Origin of the sequence: Cupriavidus necator, assembly GCF_040578825.1 — a bacterium.
Taxonomy (GTDB): Bacteria; Pseudomonadota; Gammaproteobacteria; order Burkholderiales; family Burkholderiaceae; genus Cupriavidus; species Cupriavidus necator_E.
Map to the genome: position 1 here is coordinate 1 of NZ_JBEFLI010000008.1, position 24,213 is coordinate 24,213.

A 24,213-nucleotide genomic window follows, 5' to 3' on the forward strand; every position below is an offset into this window, starting at 1 on the left:
GTGGTGCCATAACAGAACGGCGGCACGCAGATGCTGGCCTGCATGCCGGACGACGATTCCTTGCTGTGATAGGTCTCGGTGTCCGGACGGCTCTCGATGTTCAGGTCCCGGCCCACCGTGCCCGCGACGGTGTCGCCGATCAGCTGCGCGCCCTTGAGGTTGGTGTCGCGGCCGCTCAACACCGTCACGCGGTCGGTGCCCAGCACGTGCGAGTTGTGATTCGTCACCGACTCGCCATTGGCGCGGGCCTTGTTCTGGCTCGCGGCCAGCTCCAGTGTGAAGCCATTCTGGTCACCGCCGAGGCCGAATCCGACACCGATGCTGGCATTGCTGCCCGAGCTGCGGCTGTCCAGGGTGGCATGGTCCTGCGCGCTTTCCAGGTTCACATCTCGCGCTGCGGAGAGGGTCACGGTCTTGCCCTCGATCTGCGCGCCACGCCCGCTGATGTCGCCGTCGGTGGCGAAGCCGTCAGCATCCTTCTGGCCGGAGCCCGTCGCCACGATGGTGACCGCATTGCCCGCCTTGACGGCCGAGCCCTGGTTGGTGCTCGCCTGGCTGTGCGATTCGCTGCTCTGGCTGCCACCGCCCACGCTGGCGGTCACCTTGATCGCCGCAGTCTGGCTCACGCCGCCGCTGGTCACGGTCTGGATGCCCTGGATGCCGTTGGCGATCGCCAGGCCCGCCTGCACCCCGTAGAGCGTCGCCACCCGGCCGTCCTTCTTGTCCTCGACAGCGTGGGCGGCATTCTCGACGGCCTGCGCCGCGGTCACCGTGTAGCCCGACAGTGCCAGCGTCGTGCCGTACTGGCTCACGCGATGGCTTTCGTTCTGGCTGGCAGCGTCCGTTCCCGGGTCCAGAATGACGTTCTTGCCGATCATCGTCACATCGTTGCCGGCGGCAATGTCGGCGCCGCGCGCGGTGATGTTCTCGCCCGCGCTCATCGTTACGTTGCCTGACTTGCTGACCACCTGGCTGCGGATGGTGTTCTGGGTCGTCTGGTTGAAGTCCGTGTGGTGCGACTCGCTGCGCACGCCCACGGTGCCGGAATACCCGGTACCCCCCAGGTCGCCGATCTGGCGGCTGGAACTGTCCGAGCGCTGCGACAGCGTGTCCTGCCCGGACAGGATGTCGATCTTGCCCTTGGCCGCCGACAGCGCCACGTCGCCCTCGGCGGCAATGCCGCTGCCGGCGAGGGCAGTGCCGGAGCTGCCTGGCCGGCCGCGGAGCCGCACCGACAAGCTTCACGCCCACAAGAGGTATGACTTCGAACGATGTCATCGGCATTTGCGTAAGCGGGGCATCAGCCCACGAATTCCACGCCGCGGCATGGAGAAGAACGTCCGCCTCACCAAGCATCGTTGGGCTGTGGAACGCAGAATGCCTGGCTTGCCGGGTTCGAGAAGCTGCGCATTCGCTCTGAACGGCGCCTCGATACCCCGCTCGCCCTGCTCAAGCTCGCTTGCGCTGACATCTGCTCCCAATTCGTCGAGGAGTTTTGTTAGCCAGGCATAATCAAATTTAATGAGCTACGTCTCTTTTCGCTGGTAAACCCACCACTTCTTACCAACATCAGCAAAGCAAGCGGGAGCATCAACACGGGCACTCAGCATTCTCACCTCGCAACCCGGAAAGTGAGACCAGAGTTCTGATGCAATCTCTTCCATGGCTTCCTGATCATTCTCGGATGCAGGGCCATCAAATATGATCATCACTGCAATTTCATCTCCATCATATTCGCATGAAATTGCCCTCATATTAGGCGTGACGTTACCTAGGAGAGACGCTTGCGTAGATAGCAAGAGCCGAATCCTCATGTAACTGATTACTACTCATTTTGGTCTCACCGGAACCGCTTCTGCAAATCCGGATTGTCGAGGATCTGCTGGCCGACCAGTTCAGCCGCTGCGGTGGCCACAGAATCACCGGCTGCACCCGCCGCAAAGCTGCCACCCATGGCTTGCGCCATCAACCCACCGATGACCGCGTGCGCCGCCACCTTCACTTCCGGCGGCTGGCTCTGCGTCAGCGTGCCGACTTGGTCATACACCATCGGCGCCAACTGCTGCGCCACCTGGCTCTGCAGCTGGTTCAGCTCCCGCTGATCCTTGACCTTCTGCGCATCGAAGATCTTGTCGATGCTCTGGTTGGCGTTCGCCGTGTCGCGGTTCAGGCCGGCAACGGCCTCGTCTGCGGTCTGGCCGGTCTTGGCCTGCTGGCCCGCGCTGTCCGTAATAGCGACCGTGCCCGCAGCAATCGCGCTCCTGGTGACGCCAGCGGCACTGCCGTCAATCGACTTCTGCGCATTGCCCGCCGCCGTCGCCGCCAGGCTGTTGGCCGCACCCTGCAACAGGTGGATGTTGACACCCCACTCCACATGCGCCGGCAGCACCGGACCGAGGTTCGGGTCGCTCGCCGGCACGCTCTTGCCGCCGCTGTAGCTGGCACGAGCGTGGTCGCGTCGCTGCTGTACTCGGTCCTGTTCTCGCTATTAGCCCTCTGCCAAACGGTTTCCCGAGGCGCACCGTGATTTACTTTTTCGCACTCTTTCTCAAGATTGACATGGCCCGGTGCCGCAACCTTTGGCTAGCCCAACGCTGTTTGGTGAGAACCCGCAAGCTATGCTGTAGTTCTTCTGGAATATTTGCGCCGGCATCGAGCCAATCCATGGCTTTCTGAGGCCAGTAGTCAGACACGGACGTTTCGAAGGCACATTTAATCAAAAGCATCTCGGGGAAGGCCGTCCCCGGGAGATCCGGGACGGCCTGAGCAACCTTCTCAAGATGGCAGTAGAAGATCGAGCGACTAAGCTCGAGCAGCGGGAGCATGGAAACCATATCCTCTTGCGCAGAAATTGAAATAAATTGCCCCTTAGAGCAAATACACCAGCCAGTTCCCGCTTGGAAGCCAAGCTGGAGTTGACCAATCTCCACCAACCACCAGATCGGAGACTCGGCGCATGGCAGAAAGATGAGTTGAGGTTTCATTTTCCTCCCCAAGGCTGATGATTTACCGGAACGCCAACTCGATCAGAAAGCCATTTCTGAAACTTGGCCCATATTTCAGGAGTCCAATTTTGACCATAGTGGCCACTGTTCTCCGTGGTAACAATTGACCCATCGGCGGCTCGACTGAATGTTCCGCCGACAACATTTTCGTCCTTTGCGCCAATTGCTTGAGCCAGCTGTTGGTGAGGTGAGCCATCAAAACCCCCTCCGCGCGGCTTTCCTACAGCGAATGTATTTGTTGACGTATCGAATACAAACTCAATACCGCCGCCAGCTGGATGGTAGTTTCGCAGTGCCCCCACTGAGGTACTATCCGTGATTGCTATCACGCCTGGGGCCGGACCTGATCCAACGAAAGTCGGCGCGACGTTCTTCGCCGCCCATTTCGCTACCGTTTCCGCTGCCTCGGCCTCGCCGTTCTTGACGATGCCAAGTAAGCCAGCATTGACAAGCGCTGTTGTGGCACCTTTGACACCTGTTACCGCAAGCGTCGAAATGCCTTTATAGGGTATCAGATCGTCAGGCGAGATAAGAGGGGCTTCCAACCCTTGTGCCTTTTTTTGTGCGGCCAACCACGCGTTGCCAAGCTTCGTGCAATCCGCGCTCGACGGATTCGTACCACAGCCGGCCGCCTTCATCTGGTCGAGGATAAAGTTGGACACTCCTTGGCAATCCTCGCCGGTATGGCATCGATTCACGGAACCGGCCAGATTACGATCTTTCTCCTGATCGAGTGCTTCCCAAGTCTTCGCCTCCGCACAAGCGTTCGCATTGCCCTGGCTGCATGCCTGTTTCGACTTCTCGTACTTCTCGCGCTCAACGTGGCTCAGATAGTTGCTCTCCGTCGCCACCTTGCCAACCGAGACACCCGCCGCCGCATCCGACAATGAACCCCCTGCCGCCGCCCCGGCCGCCCCGCCAACGATCGCGCCAGCCAACTGCACCAGCGCCTTGCGATCGCCCTCGCTCAAGTGCTTCTGGTCGAGCAATGCCTGGCCGAAGGCCTCCATCGCCAGCGAGGCCGCAGCTCCACCCGCGGCGCCCGCGTCGAAGCTGCCCCCCAGCGCCTCCGACAGCAGCCCGCCGACCAGCGCGTGGACCGCGGCCTTGGTCTCCGGCGCGGCGCCCACGAGCACATCGCCAACTTGCTGATACACCATCGGCGCCAGCTGCTGCGCCACCTGGCTCTGCAGCTGGTTCAGCTCCCGCTGATCCTTGACCTTCTGCGCATCGAAGATCTCGTCGATGCTCTGGTTGGCGTTCGCCGTGTCTCGGTTCAGGCCGGCAACGGTTTCGTCTGCGGTCTGGCCGGTCTTGGCCTGCTGGCCCGCGCTGTCCGTAAGGGTGACCGTGCCCACAGCAATCGCGCTCCTGGTGACGCCCGCGGCACTGCCATCAATCGACTTCTGCGCATTGCCCGCCGCCGTCGCCGCCAGGCTGTTCGCAGCACCCTGCAGCAGGTTGGTGTTGCCTGCCCACTCCACATGCGCCGGCTGCACCGGACCGAGGTTCGGGTCGCTTGCCGGCACGCTCTTGCCGCCGCTGTAGCTGGCCACGAGCGTGGTCGAATCGCTGCTGTACTCGGCCTTGTTTTCGATATCGCTGGTGGTCAGCGTCCCGGTCTTGAAGTGGTTGTTGGCCGCATCCGCCGTGCTCGCCAGGATGCCGCCCTTCAAATCGGTGTTGCCCTTGACGTCGAGGTTGAAGCCACCTTTGCCGGCGTAGATGCCGCTCTGCTCCTGTACCGAGCTGTAAGTGCTGTCGGTATTGCCCTGCGTCACGCTGCCGCTGGCGTGCACCGTGGTGCCATAACAGAACGGCGGCACGCAGATGCTGGCCTGCATGCCGGACGACGATTCCTTGCTGTGATAGGTCTCGGTGTCCGGACGGCTCTCGATGTTCAGGTCCCGGCCCACCGTGCCCGCGACGGTGTCGCCGATCAGCTGCGCGCCCTTGAGGTTGGTGTCGCGGCCGCTCAACACCGTCACGCGGTCGGTGCCCAGCACGTGCGAGTTGTGATTCGTCACCGACTCGCCATTGGCGCGGGCCTTGTTCTGGCTCGCGGCCAGCTCCAGTGTGAAGCCATTCTGGTCACCGCCGAGGCCGAATCCGACACCGATGCTGGCATTGCTGCCCGAGCTGCGGCTGTCCAGGGTGGCATGGTCCTGCGCGCTTTCCAGGTTCACATCTCGCGCTGCGGAGAGGGTCACGGTCTTGCCCTCGATCTGCGCGCCACGCCCGCTGATGTCGCCGTCGGTGGCGAAGCCGTCAGCATCCTTCTGGCCGGAGCCCGTCGCCACGATGGTGACCGCATTGCCCGCCTTGACGGCCGAGCCCTGGTTGGTGCTCGCCTGGCTGTGCGATTCGCTGCTCTGGCTGCCACCGCCCACGCTGGCGGTCACCTTGATCGCCGCAGTCTGGCTCACGCCGCCGCTGGTCACGGTCTGGATGCCCTGGATGCCGTTGGCGATCGCCAGGCCCGCCTGCACCCCGTAGAGCGTCGCCACCCGGCCGTCCTTCTTGTCCTCGACAGCGTGGGCGGCATTCTCGACGGCCTGCGCCGCGGTCACCGTGTAGCCCGACAGTGCCAGCGTCGTGCCGTACTGGCTCACGCGATGGCTTTCGTTCTGGCTGGCAGCGTCCGTTCCCGGGTCCAGAATGACGTTCTTGCCGATCATCGTCACATCGTTGCCGGCGGCAATGTCGGCGCCGCGCGCGGTGATGTTCTCGCCCGCGCTCATCGTGACGTTGCCTGACTTGCTGACCACCTGGCTGCGAATGGTGTTCTGGGTTGTCTGGTTGACGTCCGTGTAGTGCGACTCGCTGCGCACGCCCACGGTGCCGGAATACCCCGTGCCACCCAGGTCGCCGATCTGGCGGCTGGCGCTGTCCGAGCGCTGCGACAGCGTGTCCTGGCCGGACAGGATGTCGATCTTGCCCTTGACTGCCGACAGCGCTACGTCGCCCTCGGCGGCAATGCCACTGCCAGCGATCGTGATGTCACCCGTGCGGGCCTTCACGCCCACAGTGTTGCCCTTGATGGTGCTGGCGTTCTGCTTGCTGCTGGTGGTGGCCCCGCCGACGTTGCTGGTCTGGCTGCCGAACGGCACCATGCCCACGCCGCTGTTGTTCGGGCCACCGCCGAGATGGCGGGCCACGTCACCGGGGCTGGGCAGCGCGCTGCTCACCTGCCAGCCGCTGCTGCTGGCGCTGTTGGACGCCTGATAGGTGTCGGTGGAGGCACGCAACGTCACGTCCCGGGCTGCGTCCAGGAGGGCGGCGTCGCCCGCGCTGATCGTGCTGCCCGACACCAGGATGTTCCCGTCCACTGCCTTGCCGTTGGCATCGGTCTCGCCGTTGCCGGTGGCACGTACGCGCACATTGCCGGCGCCCGTCAGGTTGCTGCCGCTGCTGGTGGTGGCAACGCTCGAGCCCTGAGCGTTGCTCTTCTGGTTGCCGATGCGCACAGCGACCTGCGGCAGGGTCAGCGCGGACGCGCCCAGTTCCTTCATCGTGCCCGTCACGCGCGACACGGTACTGGGGTCCTGCTGCACCGCCTGCAGGTTCTTGGCGGTATCGTAGGGCGTGCCGACGAGCGCCACCGACAGGCCGCTGGACCTGTTGCGCTGGCTCGCGTCCTGGTACACGCGGTCCACGCCCTCAGTAATGGTCACGTTCTGCGCGAGGATATCGATGTTGCCGGCGCTGGCCGCCTCCTTGTTGCCTTGACGTCCGGCGATCAGGTCGCTGCCGATGATGGCTGCGTCCTTGCCTGCGGTGATGATGACGTTGCCGTTGCTCGCGCCCACCACGCTGCGCGCATCGCTCTGGGTGATGGCCAGGGTGTGGCTCGCCCCCGACGCCTCGCTCTTGCCCACCGAGACGCCGATGCCGCCCTGGCCCGCGAAGCCGGAGATCCCCGACTTCTTGACCTGTTTGGCATCGCTGTCCTCGCGGATATTCTGCCCGGCGGTCACCAGCACGTTCCCCCGGGTGGCGGTCAGCGCCACGCCATCGGTTGCGGCGATAGCGCTCTGGCGCACCGTCACGTCGTTGCCGCCCTTGACCCGCACGGTATCGCCGGACAGCGTGCTGCCCACGCCTATGTCGCTGTGGCGGCTCGACTGCTCGCTGGTCGAGGTGCGGGACACGAAGCTGCCGCTCTTGCGCTGGATATCGACGCTGCTGTCGTGCAGCTCCCGCACCTCGGCCACGGTCACATCGCGGTCGGCCACCACGTTCAGGGTGCTGCCACCCTGGCCGTTGGCGCCTGCCGTCACGTTGGCGCCGATCAAGCTCACCTTGCCCTGGCCATCCGTACGGTCCAGCCCGCCCCCCTGGCTCGTTGGCTTGACGGCGGCCAGCGTGGCGTTGCCACCTGCCTCCAGATTTACACCGACCGTGCTCTGGTCGCGGCGGTGGTCTTCCTGCTGGCGCTGCTTGCTCTGGCGCGCCACGTTGTCATGGCTGGTTTCGTTGATGACGGCACTCGCCTTCAGGTCGCCACCGGCCACCATGGTCAGATCGCTGCCGGTCTTGACCTGGGTGCCCTTGAGGGTGGTGTCGCCGCCACTGCTGGTTGTCAGGCTACCGCCAGCCTGGACGGAACTGACCGTGTGCTCGGTGCGGCTGTCCTCGCTGTGGTGCCTGTCGCTGTTGTAGACCGACTGATGAGTCTTGCCCTCGAGCGTGTCGAAGGTGAGATGGCGCCCCGCCAGCACGGCGGCATCGCCGCCTGCACTGATGGTCGAGCCGGTGGCGGTGATATCCCGGCCTGCCGAGAGCAGCATGCCGCCGGTCGAGGTAATGCCTGCCTGCTGGCCGTACAGACTCGTGGAGGCCTTGGCGTTGCCCGCCGCGGACTGCTCCCCTTGCTGGTCAAAGAGCGTCGTGTTCTGGATATCGCGCGCCGCGACCAGCCCGACCTTGTCGCCGCTGATCTGGCCGGACTGGTTCACGATGTCTCGCCCCGCAGAGATGGCCGTTACCCCCGCGCTGCGGATGGCGCCGCCCCGATTCACCACATCGTCCCTGGCGGCAATCGACAGGCGGCTCTTGGCATCGACAATGCCGCTGTTCTGCATCGTGCCGGCACTGTGTAGTTCCAGGTCGTCGGCGGCGATCAGTGCGCCGTTGGCCTGCAGGTCGGCGGCATGGGCACGCGCCAGGTAGATGCGCGGCACCAGCACGCTCTGGGTGCTGCCGTCCGGCAGAGTGACGGTCTCTGACACCAGCCACACGATATCGGTTGTAAGCGCCTCCATCTGCGCCGCGGTGAGCGCCATCCCCGGCAGGATGTTGAACTGCTGGGCGGCCTGCACGCCCGACGCCATCAGTGCCTTGTACTGCTCCTCAGCGCTGTCATAGCCCGCGAGATAGACCCGCCCGGTTAGCTGGCTCACCTGGTCGCGGATCAGCTTCTGCTCATAGAAGCCGTCGCCGAGGCGCTTCTGTGTCATGGCCGGGTCGATACCGAGCAGCCCCAGCATGTAGTCCGACGAGAGAAAGTTGCCGTACTTCGTGAAGCGCGGATCGGTCTCGATCAGGTAGGTGTAGCCCGGCTCGGTGTGGTATTTGTACAGGCCGTTGCTCGGCAGGTTGAGGGGCTGGTTGGTCAGGGTGACGGTGGACACGCGGTGCGCGCTCACCTGGGTGCCGGTCACGGTCGTGCTGCCGGTGCCGGCCATGGGGTCACTCTTGCCGACGTCCTGGTTCTGGACGCCACCGCCATAGATCGCCAGGCGCTGACCGGCGGTGATGCTTCCGGCAACCCTGCCGATCACCACGGGGGTCATCACCACGCTGGGCTGGACGACCGGCCCCACGTCCTGGGTGGTGTCCTTGCTCCAGGCATACGTGGACACGATGTCCTGGGTCGTGCGCTGGTACAGCGTCTGGCCAACATTGGTGACCGTGGTGGCCCCGAACTGGCCGGATTCCAGCGCGCCGGACGAAGTGCTCTGGTCGCCGATCTGCATGCTGCCGCCCGAGGCGATGGTGCTGTAGCGGTTGGTCAGGCTGCCAACGTTCGCCAGGATCATGGCACCGCCCGAAACCAGGTTGGCGCTTGGCTGGTTCGGGTTGGCGTCGCGGTCGGTCACCGTGGTGGTGGTGGTATCCCGGGCGATCTCGACCCGTTGCCAGCCGCGCTGCGCGTCATTGAGGATCGCATATTCGGTGCCGGGATCGTAGTGAATGTCGCGGTCGTACCCATCCCAGTAGTTGACCTGCAGCACGCCATTGCTTTCGGTGAGCGTGTTGTAGTCGATCTGGGTGGCGATCCCGTTGATATTGACCACCAGGCGCTGCCTGGCGTCGTCGCGCGACAGGATCTGCGCGGCGGTGAAGGTGGCGTTGACAGGGGTCTTGTAGGGGCCTTCCCACAGCGCCTGTGTGCAACCCATCTGCGGGTAGGCATTGGTGGTCGCGCAGTGAATATACTTCTCGCGCTTGAGCTGGTGCTTGGAATCGACCGTGGTGTCGCTCACGATCACCGGGTCGGGGCGCTGGTTGATCAGCTCCTGCGCCGCAATCTCGACCACGCTGTAGTCGCTGCCGCCCTCGATGGTGCTGCGGTCGTTGAGCACCCGGCCGGTGCGGTTCCTGAGATATCCCCGCTCGTCGCGCTCGCTGTTGGCGGCGATGTTCAGGTCGCCCAGGCTGTAATACGTCGCGCCTTCCGTGTTGGTGACCAGCTCGCGCCCATACACATTCAGGGTATCGGTGGCAGCCATGATGGCGGCGGCCCCGGTGTTATGGATCTCCCGGGCGTTCGCGGTGACCGAATCGCCGATCAGCGTCCCGGTATTGTCGAGGGTGTCGCTGTTGGTGGTGAGCGCATCGCCCTCAATGCGCCCGGCATTGGCGATGTCGGCGGATGCATTCAGGGTTGTCGTGGCGGAGTTGATCGTCGCCCCGGCCTCGTTGACGATGCGGCGGCCGTTGATCGTCAGGGCGTTGACGGCCTCGAACTTGCCCTGGTTGCTGAAGGTGCCGGTCGTGCCGAAGATAAGATTATGTTCGGCCTTCAGGAGATTGGCGGCGGTATTGACATAGTCGCCCTGCATGGCCACCGCGAGGTCGTTCCCCGCATGAACGGTCCCGGTCCCGGTGAACGCGGCGGTGTCCAGATTGATGTCACCGTCGGCCACCACCTTGCCGCCCTCGTTGCTGAGCGAGGCGAGCTTGAGCGCGGTATTCCCGCCGGCGGCAAGGCCACCGCCGTCATTGCTGAGCGCAGCACCCGCACCATTGACTGTGAGGCCAGTGCTTCCATAGGTTTGGCCACCCGCATTGTTGAACGCCAGGCCGGCGGTAATCTCCATTGCCTTGCCGGAGATCAGTTGGGCGCTTGCCGTGTTGGCGAGCCGATCCGCGCTGACGGCCACATCGCCGTTGCCGCCCAGCGTGGCGCCGTTGGTGTTGATGACGGTTGCCGCCGTGACGCTGGTCTTGCCGGTGCCCGTGTTGGCAAGCTGGCCCGCGTCGTTGCTGAGTGTTCCCGCGGCCGAGACGTCCAGCGTGGTGCCGCCCTGCAGCACCCCGCCCGTGTTGTCCAGGTCGCCGCCAATTCCGACCTTCAGGTCTTCATCCGCGAGGATCGTGCCTTGGCGGTTCGAGAGCGAAGCGCCGGAAATCTGGACCGACTTGCCCGAGATCGCGCCCCCGTCGTTGCGCCAGCTGACTTGGCTGCCATCGACGGTGAGACGCTGCCCGGCGTAGATCTGGCCACCAGCATTGTCCGCCGACTGGGTCAGGTGCAGGCCGAGGTCGGTGCCAGCGATCAGCTGGGCGCCACCGGTGTTGAACAACTGGTCGGCAGTGACGGAGGCGGCGCCATTGCCGCCGATTACGCCGCCGTTGGTGTTCTCAAGGCGCTGGGCACGGATGGCTGCCAACCCGGCTCCGGCGTTGGTCACACGGCCCCTCGCATTGCTGAGCAGGCCGTCGGCGGACAGCGTCAGGTCGCCGGCATCGGTCAACACCTGTCCGTCGGTGTTGTCGGCGTTGCCAAGGATCGTCAGGGCCGCGCCGTTCCGCGCATAGAGTGTGCCGCCCCGCCGGTTGGAGAGTTGCTGCGCGGTGCCATCGATCCGCGCGGCGCTTACCTTGGCGCCGTCGCTGCGCAGCAAGCCCGCGGCGTTAGCTGTCAACCCCTGGCCGGCCGTGACGGTGGCGTTGGTCAGATCGAGCGCTCCGGCCTGTGCGGTGAGCGCGATGGCGCCAACCGCGCGTGTCTGGCTGCCGGCGAGGCTGACATGGCCACCGGTGACCGCCATATTGCTGCCGGCCAGGTTCTGGCCGGTGGCCACTACGCCTTGCACGCCGCTCACGGACAGGTTGGCCGCCTGGCTCATATTTCCGTTGGCATCGATGCCGGCGGCCAGGGTGCCGCTCGACTGCACCGACTGGCCCGTGACGCCCAGGTTCTGCCCCGCGATCAGTGCGCCGGTGTTCTGGATGTCGGCTTCGCTGGTGGTCGAGAGGTTGGCACCGGCGGCTGTGGTGCCGAGGTTGTCGACACCCTGTGCGCCGTGAATGGCCAGGTTGCCGGTGGCGGAGGTACTGCCGGTAAGCGTCACGCGCCCGGCACTGTCGATCGAGAAGTCACCCGCCTGCGCCGCCAGCGTGCCGGCGCTGCGCACCCCGACGCCTGCCTCCGAGCCGATGAGCCGGATGCGGTTCGCGTACATCCCGCCCAGGTTCGACACGTCGATGCCCACCGTGGGGACCGCGCCTTCGCCCTGGATCACCTGCACACCCAGGCTCGCGTAGTCGACCTGATTGGCGCCAGCCATGACGTTGACCTGGTTGGCCCACAGGTTGGCATTGACTGTCACCGAGCGGGCAATCAGGTCCACCTGGTCAAGATTCGTACCGTTGAAGCCCTGGCCCTCGACCTGGATGCCGCCGCGTGTGACGCGGAAGGCCGCGAGGCTGCCGTCCCCACCAAACACCGGGGTGCCGGTGGTCAGTGTGGCGCGGTTGACGTTCAAAAATCCGCCGCCGTTGATCGAGATCCCGTTCAAATTCGAGACCACCACGTCAGCCCGCCGCCCGGCCATTTCAATATAGCCATTCAACTGGCTGGGGCTGGTTCCCGTGATTTCGTTCAGGATCACCCGAGCCGGGCCGCTGGCGCCAAGGTTGGCATTGCCAGGCACGTACCCGCCCAGTTGCGTCTGCGCGATGCTGGTGGCGTTATTGAGGATCGCTCCTCGTCCATCGACCGAGAATTGCTGGTACTGGTTGTGCGAGACGCCAGCGCCCGACGGAGCCTGAATATTGACCAGCGGCGTGCCATTGGGCGCGGTGGTCACGCCCGGGCCATGTCCGGCGCGCGGGTCGGACACGATCTGGGCGCCCGCCATCTGAACGCCCCCCATCGCCACGAGCAAGGCCCACGCCAACGGGCGCAGCGCGGCCCAGATTGCACCTCTTGCACCACCCGCCGCGCCGCCCGCGCGTTCCCCTGACGCGGCCTTGTGCGCGCCGTTGGCGCACTCGGCGACGGCCATCAGCATGCCACGATGTTTGTTGAAGACCAGACGAAAACGGTTTTGATTCATGGCTTGGTGTACATCACGACATCAGAAGAGCTGCATGCGGGGCCGACGCGCCTGGCAATCAGGTGCCAGCCTGACCCGTGTCGACGGGTGGTTCCCCAACCGGCACGGCGACGGGATGCCACAGCAGGTTGCGGCGCAGGCCAAAGCTGCTGGCATCGTGGGCGTCCGGCTGAGGCAACAAGGCATATGGGGAAGGCGGGGTGACTTCGGCCAGAGATTCCGGAGCCGGGTGCACCGCTGCATCGGCGGCAGGCTCCGCTGTCTGCACATGGCACGCCGCGAGAGACAACAGGAGTGAAAGGGACAGCGAGCGCTTCATGACGCAACCTTCGACGGTCAGTACTGATAGGTCAGGAAAAATCCGCCCGCCGGAGAACGGGTGGGGAATCCGTCGGGCTTGACCAGTGCCCAGCCCAGGAAGGCGTCGTAGTAAAGCCCCTTGACGGGCGAGCCGCGCAGGCCGATCGCCGTGCCGGCCAGGGTCTTGCCCGGCAGGTAGGCCGCGCTCGGACCGCTCACGGTGCCGGCATCCAGCCCCACGTAGACGCTGTGGCCCGTGCTGCCCAGTGGCGCTTCCAGATCGTTGCGCCAGTAGAACCCCCGCTCCGCCGCCAACGTCACGTCTCCGCTGAAGCCGCGCACCGTCCAGCGATTGCCGATGGACAGGAACTCGGAAGCGAGCAACTGGCGGTCGGAGTATTGGCCGTGGAAGGTGGTGGTGTAGCGCAGCGGCAGCCGGCGCTCGGCGGACAGCGGCACGGCGAACGGCACCGAGAGCGTCGCGTCCAAGAGGCCGATGCGGTAGAGAAACTTGTCGCGCTGGCTCGGTGCATCGGGCACGATCGTCTTCACCTCGGTCTGGCCGTTGAGCCAGGGCACGCCGAAGCGGTAGGCCAGTGACAGGTCGAACTGCGCAGTGCCGAAATAGTGCCGGTGCAGCCAGTCGATCTCGGCGAAGGTCGTGCTGCGCTGCTGGTTCAGAATCTCAGTGTCTTCGATAAAGGCGTGGCTCCAGCGGTGGCCGATACGGAACTGCAGGCTGTTCTTCTGAAACTGGTCGCGCTGGAACAAATACATGGCCTTCAGCTCGGCGTTCTTCGAGTTGCCGCTCGATTCGAACACCTGGTTCACGCCGGCGATGCGCTGGAAGTAGTTGCTGCTGCTGGCGGCGGTGGCAAACGTCCAGTCGCCCCACGGCACGGAGTAGAAGGCATTGAAACCGCGTGTGCCGCGCCCGCCCTGATTGACGTTGGCGTCGTGGCCATATCCGATATTGAAGAGGTCGTTCAGTCCAAGCGGGTTGTCGATGCCCAAGGATAGATTGCCCTGAAGCTTGCCGGTGCCGGTATTGCCGCTGTCATCAAGCGACGCCACGACCTTCAAGGCCTTGGTGCGCCGCACCGTGATCACCACATCCGACTCACCCGGCAGTTCGCCTGGGACGATCTGCATCTCGACGTCCTGGCTGGGTACCCGCTTCATCTGCTCCAGGCCTTGCTCCAGGTCCCGCACGTTCAGCAGGTCGCCGGGGCGTGCGGGGAATGCGGACTTCCAGCTCCCGCGCAGGGCTTCATCGGCAAAGCGGATTTGGCGAATGACACCTGGGATCAGGGACAGGCGCAGCTCACCGGTCGACAGGTCCTGCTCGGGCACCGCCACGCGGGTGGTGGTATAGCCTCGGCCAAGGATCTGGGCGCCCAAGCGCCTGACGATGGTGTTGACACCGTCGCGGCCGATGCACTGGCCGGCATACTGGTCCAGATATTCCTGCGCAAAGCGGAAGGTGTCCAACGGCAACGCGCTTGCGCCCAATGCGCGGATGCTTCCCGGTAGTGCCTCTGGTACTGAAAGCTGCATGCGGGTGATGGCAAAGCAAGGCGATTCCACCGGCAACTGCGTCGACAGGGCTTCGCGTTCAGCCGCGGCGCCGTCCAACGACACGCTGGGCGCCTGCACTTGCCGGACACGTTCGTCGGCCTGTTCGATGTTGCGCTCACGCTGGAGTTGCTGATTCTGCTCGGTGCGCGAGCGGCGCAGGGCCTCTTCGACGTCAGGCAAGGCCTGCGCGAGTGCAGGCGCCGCCAGGATCAGGCTGGCGGCAGCGGGGATCGAGTGGCGTAGGAATGGGGCAAGGCGAAGGCCCATGCATCAAGGCTCAGAGGTGGGGTCGTACACAACGGACAGACTAATCGGCCCGCGATCTTCGCACCCCGATGGCTCGCCAGAACCGCGCTTAACAAAATTTCACGTTCCGTTGCGGCCACGCAAATGCCTCCAGCCGTCGGGGGGACAACAGCTTGAGGCAGAACAGGGACTGCGGAGTCGGCTGATATTCGGCTCAGGTCCGCCAAGGCTAAATCGAGCGAGCATAGCGAGACCTACTTGCGGCAGATATAGGAATAATCCGATTTTTGATGTGATTTTTCTCGGCTCTGGTCGAGAGAGTGAGTCGCCGTGTCCCAGTTGACGGACATCAGGCGGCCGGCATAGCGCTTCAACCAGGAGAGGCTCTCCGGCGGTTGTCGTTCTACAATCGAGCCGCATTGCCATGCCTTTCTGGCAACGCCGTTACGAATCCGTATCGAACCCCAACCGGAGACTCTCAATGGCCACGCCGCCATTTGCCTGGCCGAAGGACGTCGGCTGAGCGCGAGCTAATGCCGGGAGGCACCTTCGTCTACCACCTGTCGCATGCGCAGATCGGCAAGCTGGGCCGCATCCTCCTGACGCCGGCTCCCGGCAGCGGTGCCCGGCTCGACTGCAAGGTCTACGCTGAAGGAGCCACCAGCGTGATCGAGCGTCGCCGTGCGGTGATCGAACCGCTGGCACGTGCCGTCTCGGCGATGCTGGGCGGCCGGTAAGCGTGATTGCCCGAGTAGACTGGCCCTGGCTCCTGGCTCCTGGCTCCTGGCTCCTGGCTCCTGGCTTCGGCTGCCTCTAGCCGGCCTGCTGATGCCAGGCCGGCAGCTCCAGCGCCGGCGCGGCGTTCGGCAGCAAGCGATGGGCGTAGCGCGCGATGGGAAACTCGAAAGTGCCGCGCAAGTTGATGCCCTCCAGATGCGTCGGCGCGATCTGGCGCAGGTCTTGGGCACGCATGGTTTCGCCGCCGATGGCCTCGATTGCATCGAGGGCGCGCTGCATGTGCAGCGTGTTCCAGGCCATCACCGCATTGGATAACAAGGTCAGTGCCGACGAGACCGCCGCCAGCGACGCATCATGCCGGGTCAATTCGACCGGAATCTTGCCATAGTGGATGGCCCGCTGCACCGTGTGGACCGCCTCGCCTCGGTTCAAGGCATGCTGCATCTCATGGCGGAATGCGCGAACGGTGAAATAGTCGATCAGGAAGATGGTGCGAAACAGCCGGCCAAGATGAACGCCAGCTTCATAGACTGGCTGACCCTTCGCCGCCGCACCAAAGCGCGTGAGCGCCTGGACAGCCGTACATTGCCCGCTCTGCACCGATGCCGCAATGCGTACCAGTTCGTCCCAGGCGCGTTCGATCAGCTCCAGCCGGACATCCGCGTCCGTCACCGCAGCCAGCTCCGCTAATATGTCGTGGTCCCGGGGGACATGCAGACGGCGGTCGCGCAGATGAGCAAGCCGCGGGCAAAGATCAAAACCGAGCAAGCGGGACAGACACATGGCGAAGTCGGTAAAGCCATGGGTATCGACTGCCAGTTGTGCCACGTCTTCCGATCCGCTCTGGCGGATGACGCCCTCGATGGCGGCACCGGCCTGCCGCTCGTTCAGCAGGATCGGCTGGTCGTAGAAGATGCCCCAGCGGTCACGGACATGCGTATACATGCCGATCGATGCAGTGCGTCGGCGCGGATCGGCCCGTGCCCGCCAGACTGTTCGCGTGGTCTCCAGCGACATCATGTCCGACGACGCCAAGTCGGCGCGTCCCCAGTGCTGGGCGATCGGGTGCTGATGCATGAAAACCAGGACAGCATCGGCAGCCTGTCGCAGTTTGCGCTCGTCCGCGATGCGATGCATCATTTGCCGGATCGCGCTGGGCGACAACTCCGGCACCATACGTGCAAGGTCTGCCGCCGACATCGAGGTGCCGTGCGCCAGTACCGCGGTGTAGACCATCAACAGCTCGCTACGCGAATGCGGTTCCCGGCCCAGCAGGAGCCAGCTGAAGTGCGTACTGCTGTCAATCTCCAGAAGGATTTCTGGCAATTGCCCACCGGGGTGCCGCTCGAACAGCGCGCGCCGCAGCGCCTCCACGGAGGCTTCCGGTTTCATTGCCGTGAGCGGATCGATATGGATCGCGCTATCGATCTTCAGCTCCCCACGCTGGGCAGCGTCGCGCAACCTGGCGAGCCCTGCATCCAAATGCGCCACCACGGGCTCCAGGAATGCCTTGGCGTCCTGCGGCAGCTTGAGATGGCCGTAGAAATGGTTACGCCGGGCTTGCCAAGCCTCGTTGGAGATCAATAGTGCCGCTTGGCTGCGGTAGGCGAAGCTGTGGTCCAGAAATACCGAGCCATTACGCAGGGCCACCCGCAGGGCAAACAGCGTCCCCCATTCGAAGGCGGCCAGGGCCCGTTTGCGATCCTGGCCCTCCATTGCTGGCTGCCAGGCGCGTCCCAATCGAACCGTCACCCGATCGGGAAGCCAGTCTGCCCGGCGCGCATAGAGCTTGCGAAGCACCTCCATGGCCTCGATCACCGGGTGGGCCGACTGGGCGGCGAATGGTAGGCGGATCAGCCTGCCCAGCATGGCCCTGGCTTGCCGGTGTCGTGACAGGAATTGTGCGCGGATCAGGCTGGCTCGGCTTGGCAGATTCTGGGAAGTCGCCGCATCGGCCAGGGCGCCCAATTGCTGGCAAAGGGCTTCTCGTGTCAGCGTCTCGTCGCCGACCAGTGCCTTGACGGCAGCAGCGAATTCCCGCAGCTTGACGCCAGGGTCAGGGCGGCCGGCATCAATCAGGCGGCCGGCATCGTTGACGGATTTTTGAATCCAGTGCCGCAGCATCGACGACAGCTGGTCCGTGGCCGCACACAAGGCATAGCGCAAGAAGCATGCGGCTTCCAGCCGGCGGGACAGTTGTGCAACGCGCTTGCTAACTGACGCCGGGCGATTCGCACAGCGCCTCGCGTAGTGGCGTACCACCGCCTCGTTGCAGACCGCCGGCCAACCTTGGTGGATGCCCAGTTGGTACAGCCGGTCGATCTTGTCAAACAGCTCGCCCATCTGATGCGTGGAATTGCGCAGCGGGACCGCCCACAGCCATTGCTGGAGGCTCGCGCGGTCGCCTTCCGGCCGCGGGAGCAAGGTCCCCCACGCGTCGAGAGAGGCCTCGCCATAGGCTTGCACCAGCGCTTGAGACAGCGCCGCCTCATAGGCTCCACAGCCTGGCTGATCAGCCGCTTCAGCGCCCGGTCATGTGGAATCAGGATGCGATGTTCGTACAGCCAGCGTTTCAATTCATGCAGCAGGTCATTGCGGCTCGGTTGGCCTGCCAGCCGCTCCTTGAGCCAGCGCGTCACGTAACGCCGCTGATGTTCCGCCATCGGGCTGAACCCGAGCGCTTGGTAGGCCAGCATCTGGTGGTCCACCAAGGTATCGGTACGCCCGTCATAGAGCGCGCCCAGCGTGCCCATAACCGGTGGGGTGATGCCCAGTTGCTCGCCGACAAAAGCCCAGAGGAACTTGGGCACCTGCTTGTAGGCATCGAGCGTGCGGCCCGTCATACGGACAAAGCCAATGTGAACGGCGCAGGCCAAGCGGTACAGGTGGCTGCGCCGCGCATCGATCAGGGCCCGCTCCTTGGCGGAGAAGGTGAAGAACGTGGCAAGCTCGAACTCGCTGAGTTCGCGCGGAATCTGCCGCATGCCGAGATACGCCTGTTGCCAGTGATCCATCGCGCTTTCTCCCACGCCTGAGACGGACGGCAGAGATTAGCGGCAATGCGACGCGGACGCAACGCAGGCGCCAAGAAAGTGCGCTAGAAGGCGATTCTTCTGGTGGGGAAATAGCAGACAGCAACTTATTGATTTACATGGCTATTTCCGCAGCCATCGCCCGTAAACCCGCGTGGCTGCTTGGGGTGGCTATCCCGGTAAACTGCACGGGAATCAAGGGGATCCCAACTTCCGCTTTGTGCTCGCCGACGGGCGCGAAACCGCCTCGGCACCGCGGACGACGTGGGTGCTCGTCAGGCGCCTGGGGGTGTGGCAGATTCTGCAGCACCACTTTTCCCCGACACCGGAGGCACCGCCTATCCAATAGCCGGCGCCCCCGCATCGACAAGACCCGATGCACGAAGACCATGCGCCCGCCGACCACGCGGCGCCGACGCCTACCCGCGAATTGGCGCAATATCGATAGTCGAAAGGCTTCGTTGTAGCCGGGCTGTCCTTTCTGAATACTGCACATCTCAGAACCAGGAAGCTCCGATGCCCCTTTCCAACACCCTCCCCGGCGCGCGGCGCACCGCGCTCAAGCAACTTGTCTCGCTCGCTGCGGCTGGCGGCGTTGGTTCGCTGCTGGCGGCATGCTCGCGCGGCGGCGATGAGACGAAGCCCGCGGCGGCATCGGCAAATGCGCCGGCGGTGGTCGGCAAGGCCGGCGACAAGGTCCGCTTCCGCTACCCCGACAATCCGACCTTCGACCTGGTCTATCTGGCCGATCAGCTGGGCTACTTCGAGGGTACCAATACGCGCCCTCAGTACATCGGCAAGGTGGCCGCGCCACAGATCATTCCGCTGGTGGGAACCGGGGAGATCGATTTCGGTTCCCGCATGGTGCCGCTGGTGATTTCGGCGGTGGCCAGCGGCTCCGATCTCAAGGTGGTCGCGGCCGGCAACAAGACCCTGAAGGATGCCCCGCACATGAAGTACTTTGTGCGCAAGGCATCCGGCATCCGCGCACCCAGGGATCTGGAAGGCAAGACCGTTGGCATCAACAGCTTTGGCGCCTGCGCGGAGTTCGTGACCAAGACTTACCTGCGCCAGCATGGGGTGGATGTCAACAAGGTGAACTTTGTCGTCATCCCCGATGACCAGGCCGAACAGACGCTTGTCACCGGCAATACCGACCTGGCCATCATCCATGCGCCCTTCTCGGGCCGCGCGGACCACACCGACCAGCTGGTACGGCTGTGGAGCGACTTCGACCTGGACGGCGGGCTGGGTGGCATGCAGCCATACAGCGCGCATGGCAAGTTCATCCGCGAACATCCGGAGTCGGTGCGCGACGTCGTGACGGCCCTGGCCAAGGCGGCCAACTGGGTCAATGCAAATCCGGAAGACGCGCGCAAGCTGGTTTCGCAGCGTATCAACCTGCGGCTGGATTTCGTCGACCGGTACGCGTACGTCGACAACCTGGTGGTCACCGAGCCGCCGATCCAGTACTACATCGACGTACTGGAAGCGGAAGGCAAGCTGCCCAAGGGCAAGGTGGCGGCACGGGACATCTACACCAATGCGTTCAACCCCTACGCGGGCGCCACGCCGGCCAGGGCCTGAACGCGGAGGCGGAGCGCAGGCATCATGACAGACAAGATCCTGGCGCGCGGCGTGCGCATGGACTACACCGTGCGCAATGACGCTGGCCGGCACGAGGACGTGGCAGTGCTGCGGGATTTCAACCTCGCGATCCGCGACGGCGAGTTCCTGTCCATCCTTGGGCCGTCGGGCTGCGGCAAATCGACATTCCTCAGCATCCTGGCCGGACTGACCGACCGCACTGGTGGCGAGATCGCCATCGACGGCAAGGCGTTGCAAGGCATCAATCCGGCCCAGGGGGTCGTGTTCCAGGGTTACGCACTGTTTCCCTGGCGGACTGTCTTGCAGAACATCGAAGTGGGGCTGGAAATCCGCGGCGTGCCGCGCCAGGAGCGGCGGCGCATTGCCCAGGAGCATCTTGATCTGGTGGGCCTGTCCGGCTTTGGCGAGCGGTTTCCGCACGAGATTTCCGGCGGCATGAAGCAGCGCGTGGCCATTGCGCGCTCGCTGGCATACAAGCCCGAAGTGCTGCTGATGGACGAGCCGTTTGCAGCGCTGGACGCGCAAACGCGCGAGATCCTGCAAGGCGAGCTGCTGCGGATCTGGGAGCAGTACCGCAAGACCATCGTGTTCATTACGCACAGCCTCGATGAAGCGATCTTCTTGTCGGACCGCGTTGCCGTGATGACCCGCCGGCCTGGCACGATCAAGCAGATCCTGGACGTGCCGCTGCCCCGCCCTCGCCCGCCCGAGCTGCGCAATGCCGAGGCGTTCGTCCGGCTGCGCCAGCAGGCGTGGGACATCCTCAAGGACGAAGTGCAGTTTGCCAGCCCGGCCGCGGTACACCGTCCACTGGGGGCTACGGCCAATCCCGGCGAGCGCGTGGAGGGCGAGCGCGCCATGGCAAAGGCGGTATCGTGAGCAGCCATCCGCGCCCCCTTTCCGGCGACCGCGCGCTGGGCCTGCTCGGCATCGCGGGCTTCCTCGTCCTGTGGGAACTTGTGCCTCGCACCGGCATCGTCAGCCAGGCGTATCTGAGCCCGCCTTCGCAGATCTTCGAGACCATCTGGCAGCTTCTGCACAGCGGCACGTTGTTCAGGCACCTGGGCGCAAGCCTGCAACGATCGCTGTGGGGCCTGTTGCTGGCGATCGGGCTGGGCGTGACGCTGGGGCTGCTGATGGGCTGGTTCAGCCGCTTCGAGCGCATTGTCGACCCGATCCTCCAGCTGTTCCGGCAAACGTCGGCGTTTGCACTATTCCCCGTGTTCATCCTGTTTCTTGGCATCGGCGAGCTGTCCAAGATCGCCATCATCTTCTGGGCGTCGTTCTGGCCGGTGCTGCTGAGTACCATCAGCGGGGTCAAGCAGGTGGACCAGCTACTGATCAACGCCGCGCGTTCAATGGGTGCGTCACCGCTGTTCGTCTTCCGCAAGGTAGTGCTTCCGGCGGCATCGCCATCCATCTTCACCGGCGTAAGGCTGGCCGGCACCTATTGCATTACCGCGCTTGTCGCCGCGGAAATGATCGGGGCCCATTCCGGACTGGGGTTCCTGACGCTGAATTCGCAGGAGGTATTCCAGATCCCGACGATGTATGCGGGCATCCTGCTGCTGGCCCTGCTCGGCCTGGCCCTGAACTACGCCCTCGCGCTGATCGAGCGCCGCCTCACGCGCTGGCGCAAAGGCCTGACGCTCAATGCCTGAATTCCCTTCTGCACAGGCATTGCCGGCAGCGGGGGTTGCCGCGCGCCGCTTCTGGTCCATCGTGTTTCTGACGGCCTCGCTGGGGCTGGTGCTGGCGTGGGGCGGTCCGCGGATGCTGGAGCGGGCGCCACATGTACCGGAACGGCTGCCTGCACCGCTGCAGGACTGGCTGCAGCGGCTGCAGGCAGAGCCCGATTGGTCTGAGGTTCCAGTCGGCCCGCTCCTTGGCAAGGCCCGCCGCCGCGGCGAGCTGGTGGTGGGCATCCGGCAGTACGCCCGCCCTGCGCCGCCAGGCGCCCCGGCGCCCGCTGAGCCTGACAACTTCGATGCCGCGCTGGCGCGCTTCCTGGCCGAGCGGCTGAATGTCCGGGTGCGACTGGTCGGCCTGGGCCCCGACGCTGCCCCGCAGGCAGTCGATCTGATCATCGCTGGCACCCGCCAGGCGGGCAGCGGTGTACCGGCCGTGCCAACCCCTTACACCGGTGGCGACGGGGTTCTCGTCGTGCTGCGTGGCAGCGCATCTCGGCATGCATCCGACCTGCGGCAGCGCACGGTTTGCGTTGCACAAGGCAGTCCCTACGCAGCTGACCTGTCGCAGCGGATGGCCGCGCAACTCAAGGTCTATGGTTCTGCGATCCGCGCGGTGTCGGGTTTCATGGCGGGGGAATGTCAGGCACTGGCTGAAGACGGCGTCGTTATCGCCCGCCTGCTGAGCCTGCCGGAATGGCGCTTCTACCGCCAGTTGGACACCACGCTGAGACCCGACAACAACAGCCCGCAGATTGCGCTACGAATGAACGATGCGGTATCGGCTGCGTGGCTGGACCGCGCGGTGCGCCAATGGAAGCTCAGCGGCGCACTGGCACAGGCGCGCGAGCGCCGGGCGGGCGATGTGGCATTCGAAGCCAGCCAGCTGCAGGACGGGCTGGTCTGCCATTCGTAAGGGCAGGCGTCGTTCGCCGCGAGCGCAGCTCGCATAAAAAGCCCGCTCCACGCAAAGCCAGATCCGAGTAAGCATCTACGCAAATCTTCGTGGAAATGGTGTGGGCGGCCATGCTGGAATGCAAGCATGCTTTTCGCTCTCTCGTCCGGCTTCCGCCCTCCTGCTGTCCTCCTGCCGCCCGTATTCGCCTGCGCCTTGCGCCGATGCTGAGCGCATTGCCCGGGCCTGGACGGCAGCAACGGAACGCCATCCCTCTCTTCTCCACGAGTGCCATGACAATACCAATCGACTCTCCCATTGCATCCAATCCTGCGCCGGCGGCTCGCCTGCCGGATCCCGCGCGCGTGCGCCGCATCGCCAACGACGGCGAAGCCCTGGAGGCGGCGCACGCGTTGGCCGCCGTGTTTGCCGAAGGTGCCGCCGAGCGCGACCGCCAACGCCGCCTGCCATGGGCTGAACTGGACCTGTGGTCGGAGAGCGGCCTGGGCGGCATCACCGTGCCGCGCGCCTTCGGCGGCGCCGAGGTTTCGTACGCGACGCTGGCCGAGGTGTTCGCCATTGTCTGCGCGGCCGATCCCGCGCTCGGTCAGATTCCACAGAACCATTTCGGCCTGCTGGCGGTACTGCGCGAGGCGGGCAGCGAGGCCCAGCAGCGCCGCTTCTACAGCGAGGTGCTGGCCGGCGCGCGGCTGGGCAATGCCGGCCCCGAACGCCGCTCAGCGGGCAGCGAGACCATCTTGCAAGGCACCACGCGACTGACCGCGACCGCCCAGGGCCTGCGCCTTAACGGCTATCGCTACTACTCGACCGGCGCGCTGTTCGCCCACCGCGTGCCGGCGCGCGCCGTGGACGACCAGGGTCGCACGGTGCAGGTCTGGAGCCCGCGCGAGGTGCGCGGCCTGGCCATCATCGACGACTGGTCGTCGTTCGGCCAGCGCACCACCGCCAGCGGCAGCGTGGTGTTCGACAATGTTCCGGTGGCGCCCGAGGACGTGCTGCCGATCTGGCAACTGGCCGACCGGCCCGGCCTGTACGGCCCCACCTCGCAGCTGATCCAGGCCGCCATCGACCAGGGCATCGCCGAGAATGCGCTGGCCGACGCCATCACCTTCGTGCGCGAATACGCGCGGCCCTGGATCGATTCAGGACTCGAGCGCGCCGTCGACGACCCCTACATCATCCAGGACGTGGGTCGCCTGCAAATCGATGTGCACGCCGCGCGCGAGGTGCTGCTGGAAGCCGGCCGCACGCTCGATGCGCTTGCCGCTGCTCCCGTCGACGCCGAAGCCAGCGCGCGTGCCTCGGTGGCCGTGGCCGCGGCCAAGGTGCTGACTACCGAAGCAGCGCTGGCCGCCAGCGAGAAGCTGTTCGAGCTGGCCGGATCCTCCGCCACGCGCGCCAGGCACAACCTGGACCGCCACTGGCGCAATGCCCGCACCCACACCCTGCACGACCCGGTTCGCTGGAAAACCCACCTGATCGGCAACTATCACCTCAATCACGTGCTGCCCGCGCGGCACTCCTGGAACTGAC

General features: G+C 65.0%; 14 protein-coding genes and 2 pseudogenes. 8 read left to right on the top strand and 8 right to left on the bottom strand.

What is annotated here, in order from left to right:
• A partial coding sequence (locus AB1I47_RS06390) for a hemagglutinin repeat-containing protein (protein ID WP_354682931.1) occupies nucleotides 1-1,232 on the bottom strand: 1,232 nt, incomplete at its 3' end.
• Between AB1I47_RS06390 and AB1I47_RS06395 the strand changes: the two are divergent.
• Nucleotides 1,195-1,502: pseudogene (locus AB1I47_RS06395) on the top strand (transposase family protein); the annotation flags it as partial. The gene AB1I47_RS06390 and the pseudogene AB1I47_RS06395 overlap by 38 nt on opposite strands.
• Before the next feature lie 24 nt (nucleotides 1,503-1,526).
• On the opposite strand, the gene AB1I47_RS33940 reads toward AB1I47_RS06395, so the two are convergent.
• The 6 genes from AB1I47_RS33940 to AB1I47_RS06420 form a co-directional block, all read right to left on the bottom strand.
• Complete coding sequence (locus tag AB1I47_RS33940) at nucleotides 1,527-1,814, bottom strand: MafI2 family immunity protein (RefSeq protein WP_475572025.1); 288 nt, start codon at nucleotides 1,812-1,814, stop codon at nucleotides 1,527-1,529.
• Nucleotides 1,815-1,840: 26 nt separating this feature from the next.
• Complete coding sequence (locus AB1I47_RS06400) at nucleotides 1,841-2,419, bottom strand: hypothetical protein (protein ID WP_354682932.1); 579 nt, start codon at nucleotides 2,417-2,419, stop codon at nucleotides 1,841-1,843.
• Between the two features lie 109 nt (nucleotides 2,420-2,528).
• Nucleotides 2,529-2,984, bottom strand: a complete 456-nt coding sequence (locus AB1I47_RS06405; RefSeq protein WP_354682933.1) for a hypothetical protein — start codon at nucleotides 2,982-2,984, stop codon at nucleotides 2,529-2,531.
• Nucleotides 2,981-12,574, bottom strand: a complete 9,594-nt coding sequence (locus AB1I47_RS06410; protein WP_354682934.1) for a hemagglutinin repeat-containing protein — start codon at nucleotides 12,572-12,574, stop codon at nucleotides 2,981-2,983. The genes AB1I47_RS06405 and AB1I47_RS06410 overlap by 4 nt, the downstream gene beginning before the upstream one ends.
• Before the next feature lie 58 nt (nucleotides 12,575-12,632).
• Nucleotides 12,633-12,893 (bottom strand): hypothetical protein, encoded by a 261-nt coding sequence (locus AB1I47_RS06415; protein WP_354682935.1) that lies wholly within the window; start codon nucleotides 12,891-12,893, stop codon nucleotides 12,633-12,635.
• A 17-nt stretch (nucleotides 12,894-12,910) separates the two neighbouring features.
• Nucleotides 12,911-14,719, bottom strand: coding sequence for a ShlB/FhaC/HecB family hemolysin secretion/activation protein (locus tag AB1I47_RS06420; RefSeq protein WP_354682936.1), 1,809 nt, complete (start codon nucleotides 14,717-14,719; stop codon nucleotides 12,911-12,913).
• A 512-nt stretch (nucleotides 14,720-15,231) separates the two neighbouring features.
• Here AB1I47_RS06420 and AB1I47_RS06425 point away from each other — a divergent pair.
• Nucleotides 15,232-15,435, top strand: coding sequence for a hypothetical protein (locus AB1I47_RS06425; RefSeq protein WP_354682937.1), 204 nt, complete (start codon nucleotides 15,232-15,234; stop codon nucleotides 15,433-15,435).
• Nucleotides 15,436-15,511: 76 nt separating this feature from the next.
• On the opposite strand, the pseudogene AB1I47_RS06430 reads toward AB1I47_RS06425, so the two are convergent.
• Nucleotides 15,512-18,450: pseudogene (locus AB1I47_RS06430) on the bottom strand (Tn3 family transposase).
• A gap of 238 nt (nucleotides 18,451-18,688) precedes the next feature.
• On the opposite strand from AB1I47_RS06430, the gene AB1I47_RS06435 reads away from it, so the two are divergent.
• The 6 genes from AB1I47_RS06435 (at nucleotide 18,689) to AB1I47_RS06460 (ending at nucleotide 24,212) form a co-directional block, all read left to right on the top strand.
• The gene (locus AB1I47_RS06435) at nucleotides 18,689-18,817 is read left to right on the top strand and encodes a nuclear transport factor 2 family protein (protein ID WP_354683024.1); all 129 of its coding nucleotides are present in this window, start codon (nucleotides 18,689-18,691) and stop codon (nucleotides 18,815-18,817) included.
• A 167-nt stretch (nucleotides 18,818-18,984) separates the two neighbouring features.
• Nucleotides 18,985-20,055: an ABC transporter substrate-binding protein gene (locus tag AB1I47_RS06440; RefSeq protein ID WP_354682938.1), complete on the top strand. Its 1,071-nt coding sequence runs from the start codon at nucleotides 18,985-18,987 to the stop codon at nucleotides 20,053-20,055.
• Nucleotides 20,056-20,079: 24 nt separating this feature from the next.
• On the top strand, nucleotides 20,080-20,955 hold the full coding sequence (locus AB1I47_RS06445) for an ABC transporter ATP-binding protein (RefSeq protein WP_354682939.1): 876 nt from the start codon (nucleotides 20,080-20,082) through the stop codon (nucleotides 20,953-20,955).
• Nucleotides 20,949-21,737 (top strand): ABC transporter permease, encoded by a 789-nt coding sequence (locus AB1I47_RS06450; RefSeq protein ID WP_407935801.1) that lies wholly within the window; start codon nucleotides 20,949-20,951, stop codon nucleotides 21,735-21,737. The genes AB1I47_RS06445 and AB1I47_RS06450 overlap by 7 nt, the downstream gene beginning before the upstream one ends.
• Entirely contained in the window at nucleotides 21,730-22,680 is a 951-nt protein-coding gene (locus tag AB1I47_RS06455; protein ID WP_354682940.1) for a substrate-binding periplasmic protein, read from the top strand. The genes AB1I47_RS06450 and AB1I47_RS06455 overlap by 8 nt, the downstream gene beginning before the upstream one ends.
• Nucleotides 22,681-22,952: 272 nt before the next feature.
• A complete protein-coding gene (locus tag AB1I47_RS06460) occupies nucleotides 22,953-24,212 on the top strand; it encodes an SfnB family sulfur acquisition oxidoreductase (RefSeq protein WP_354682941.1) in 1,260 nt (419 codons plus the stop codon).
• Nucleotide 24,213 lies beyond the last annotated feature (1 nt).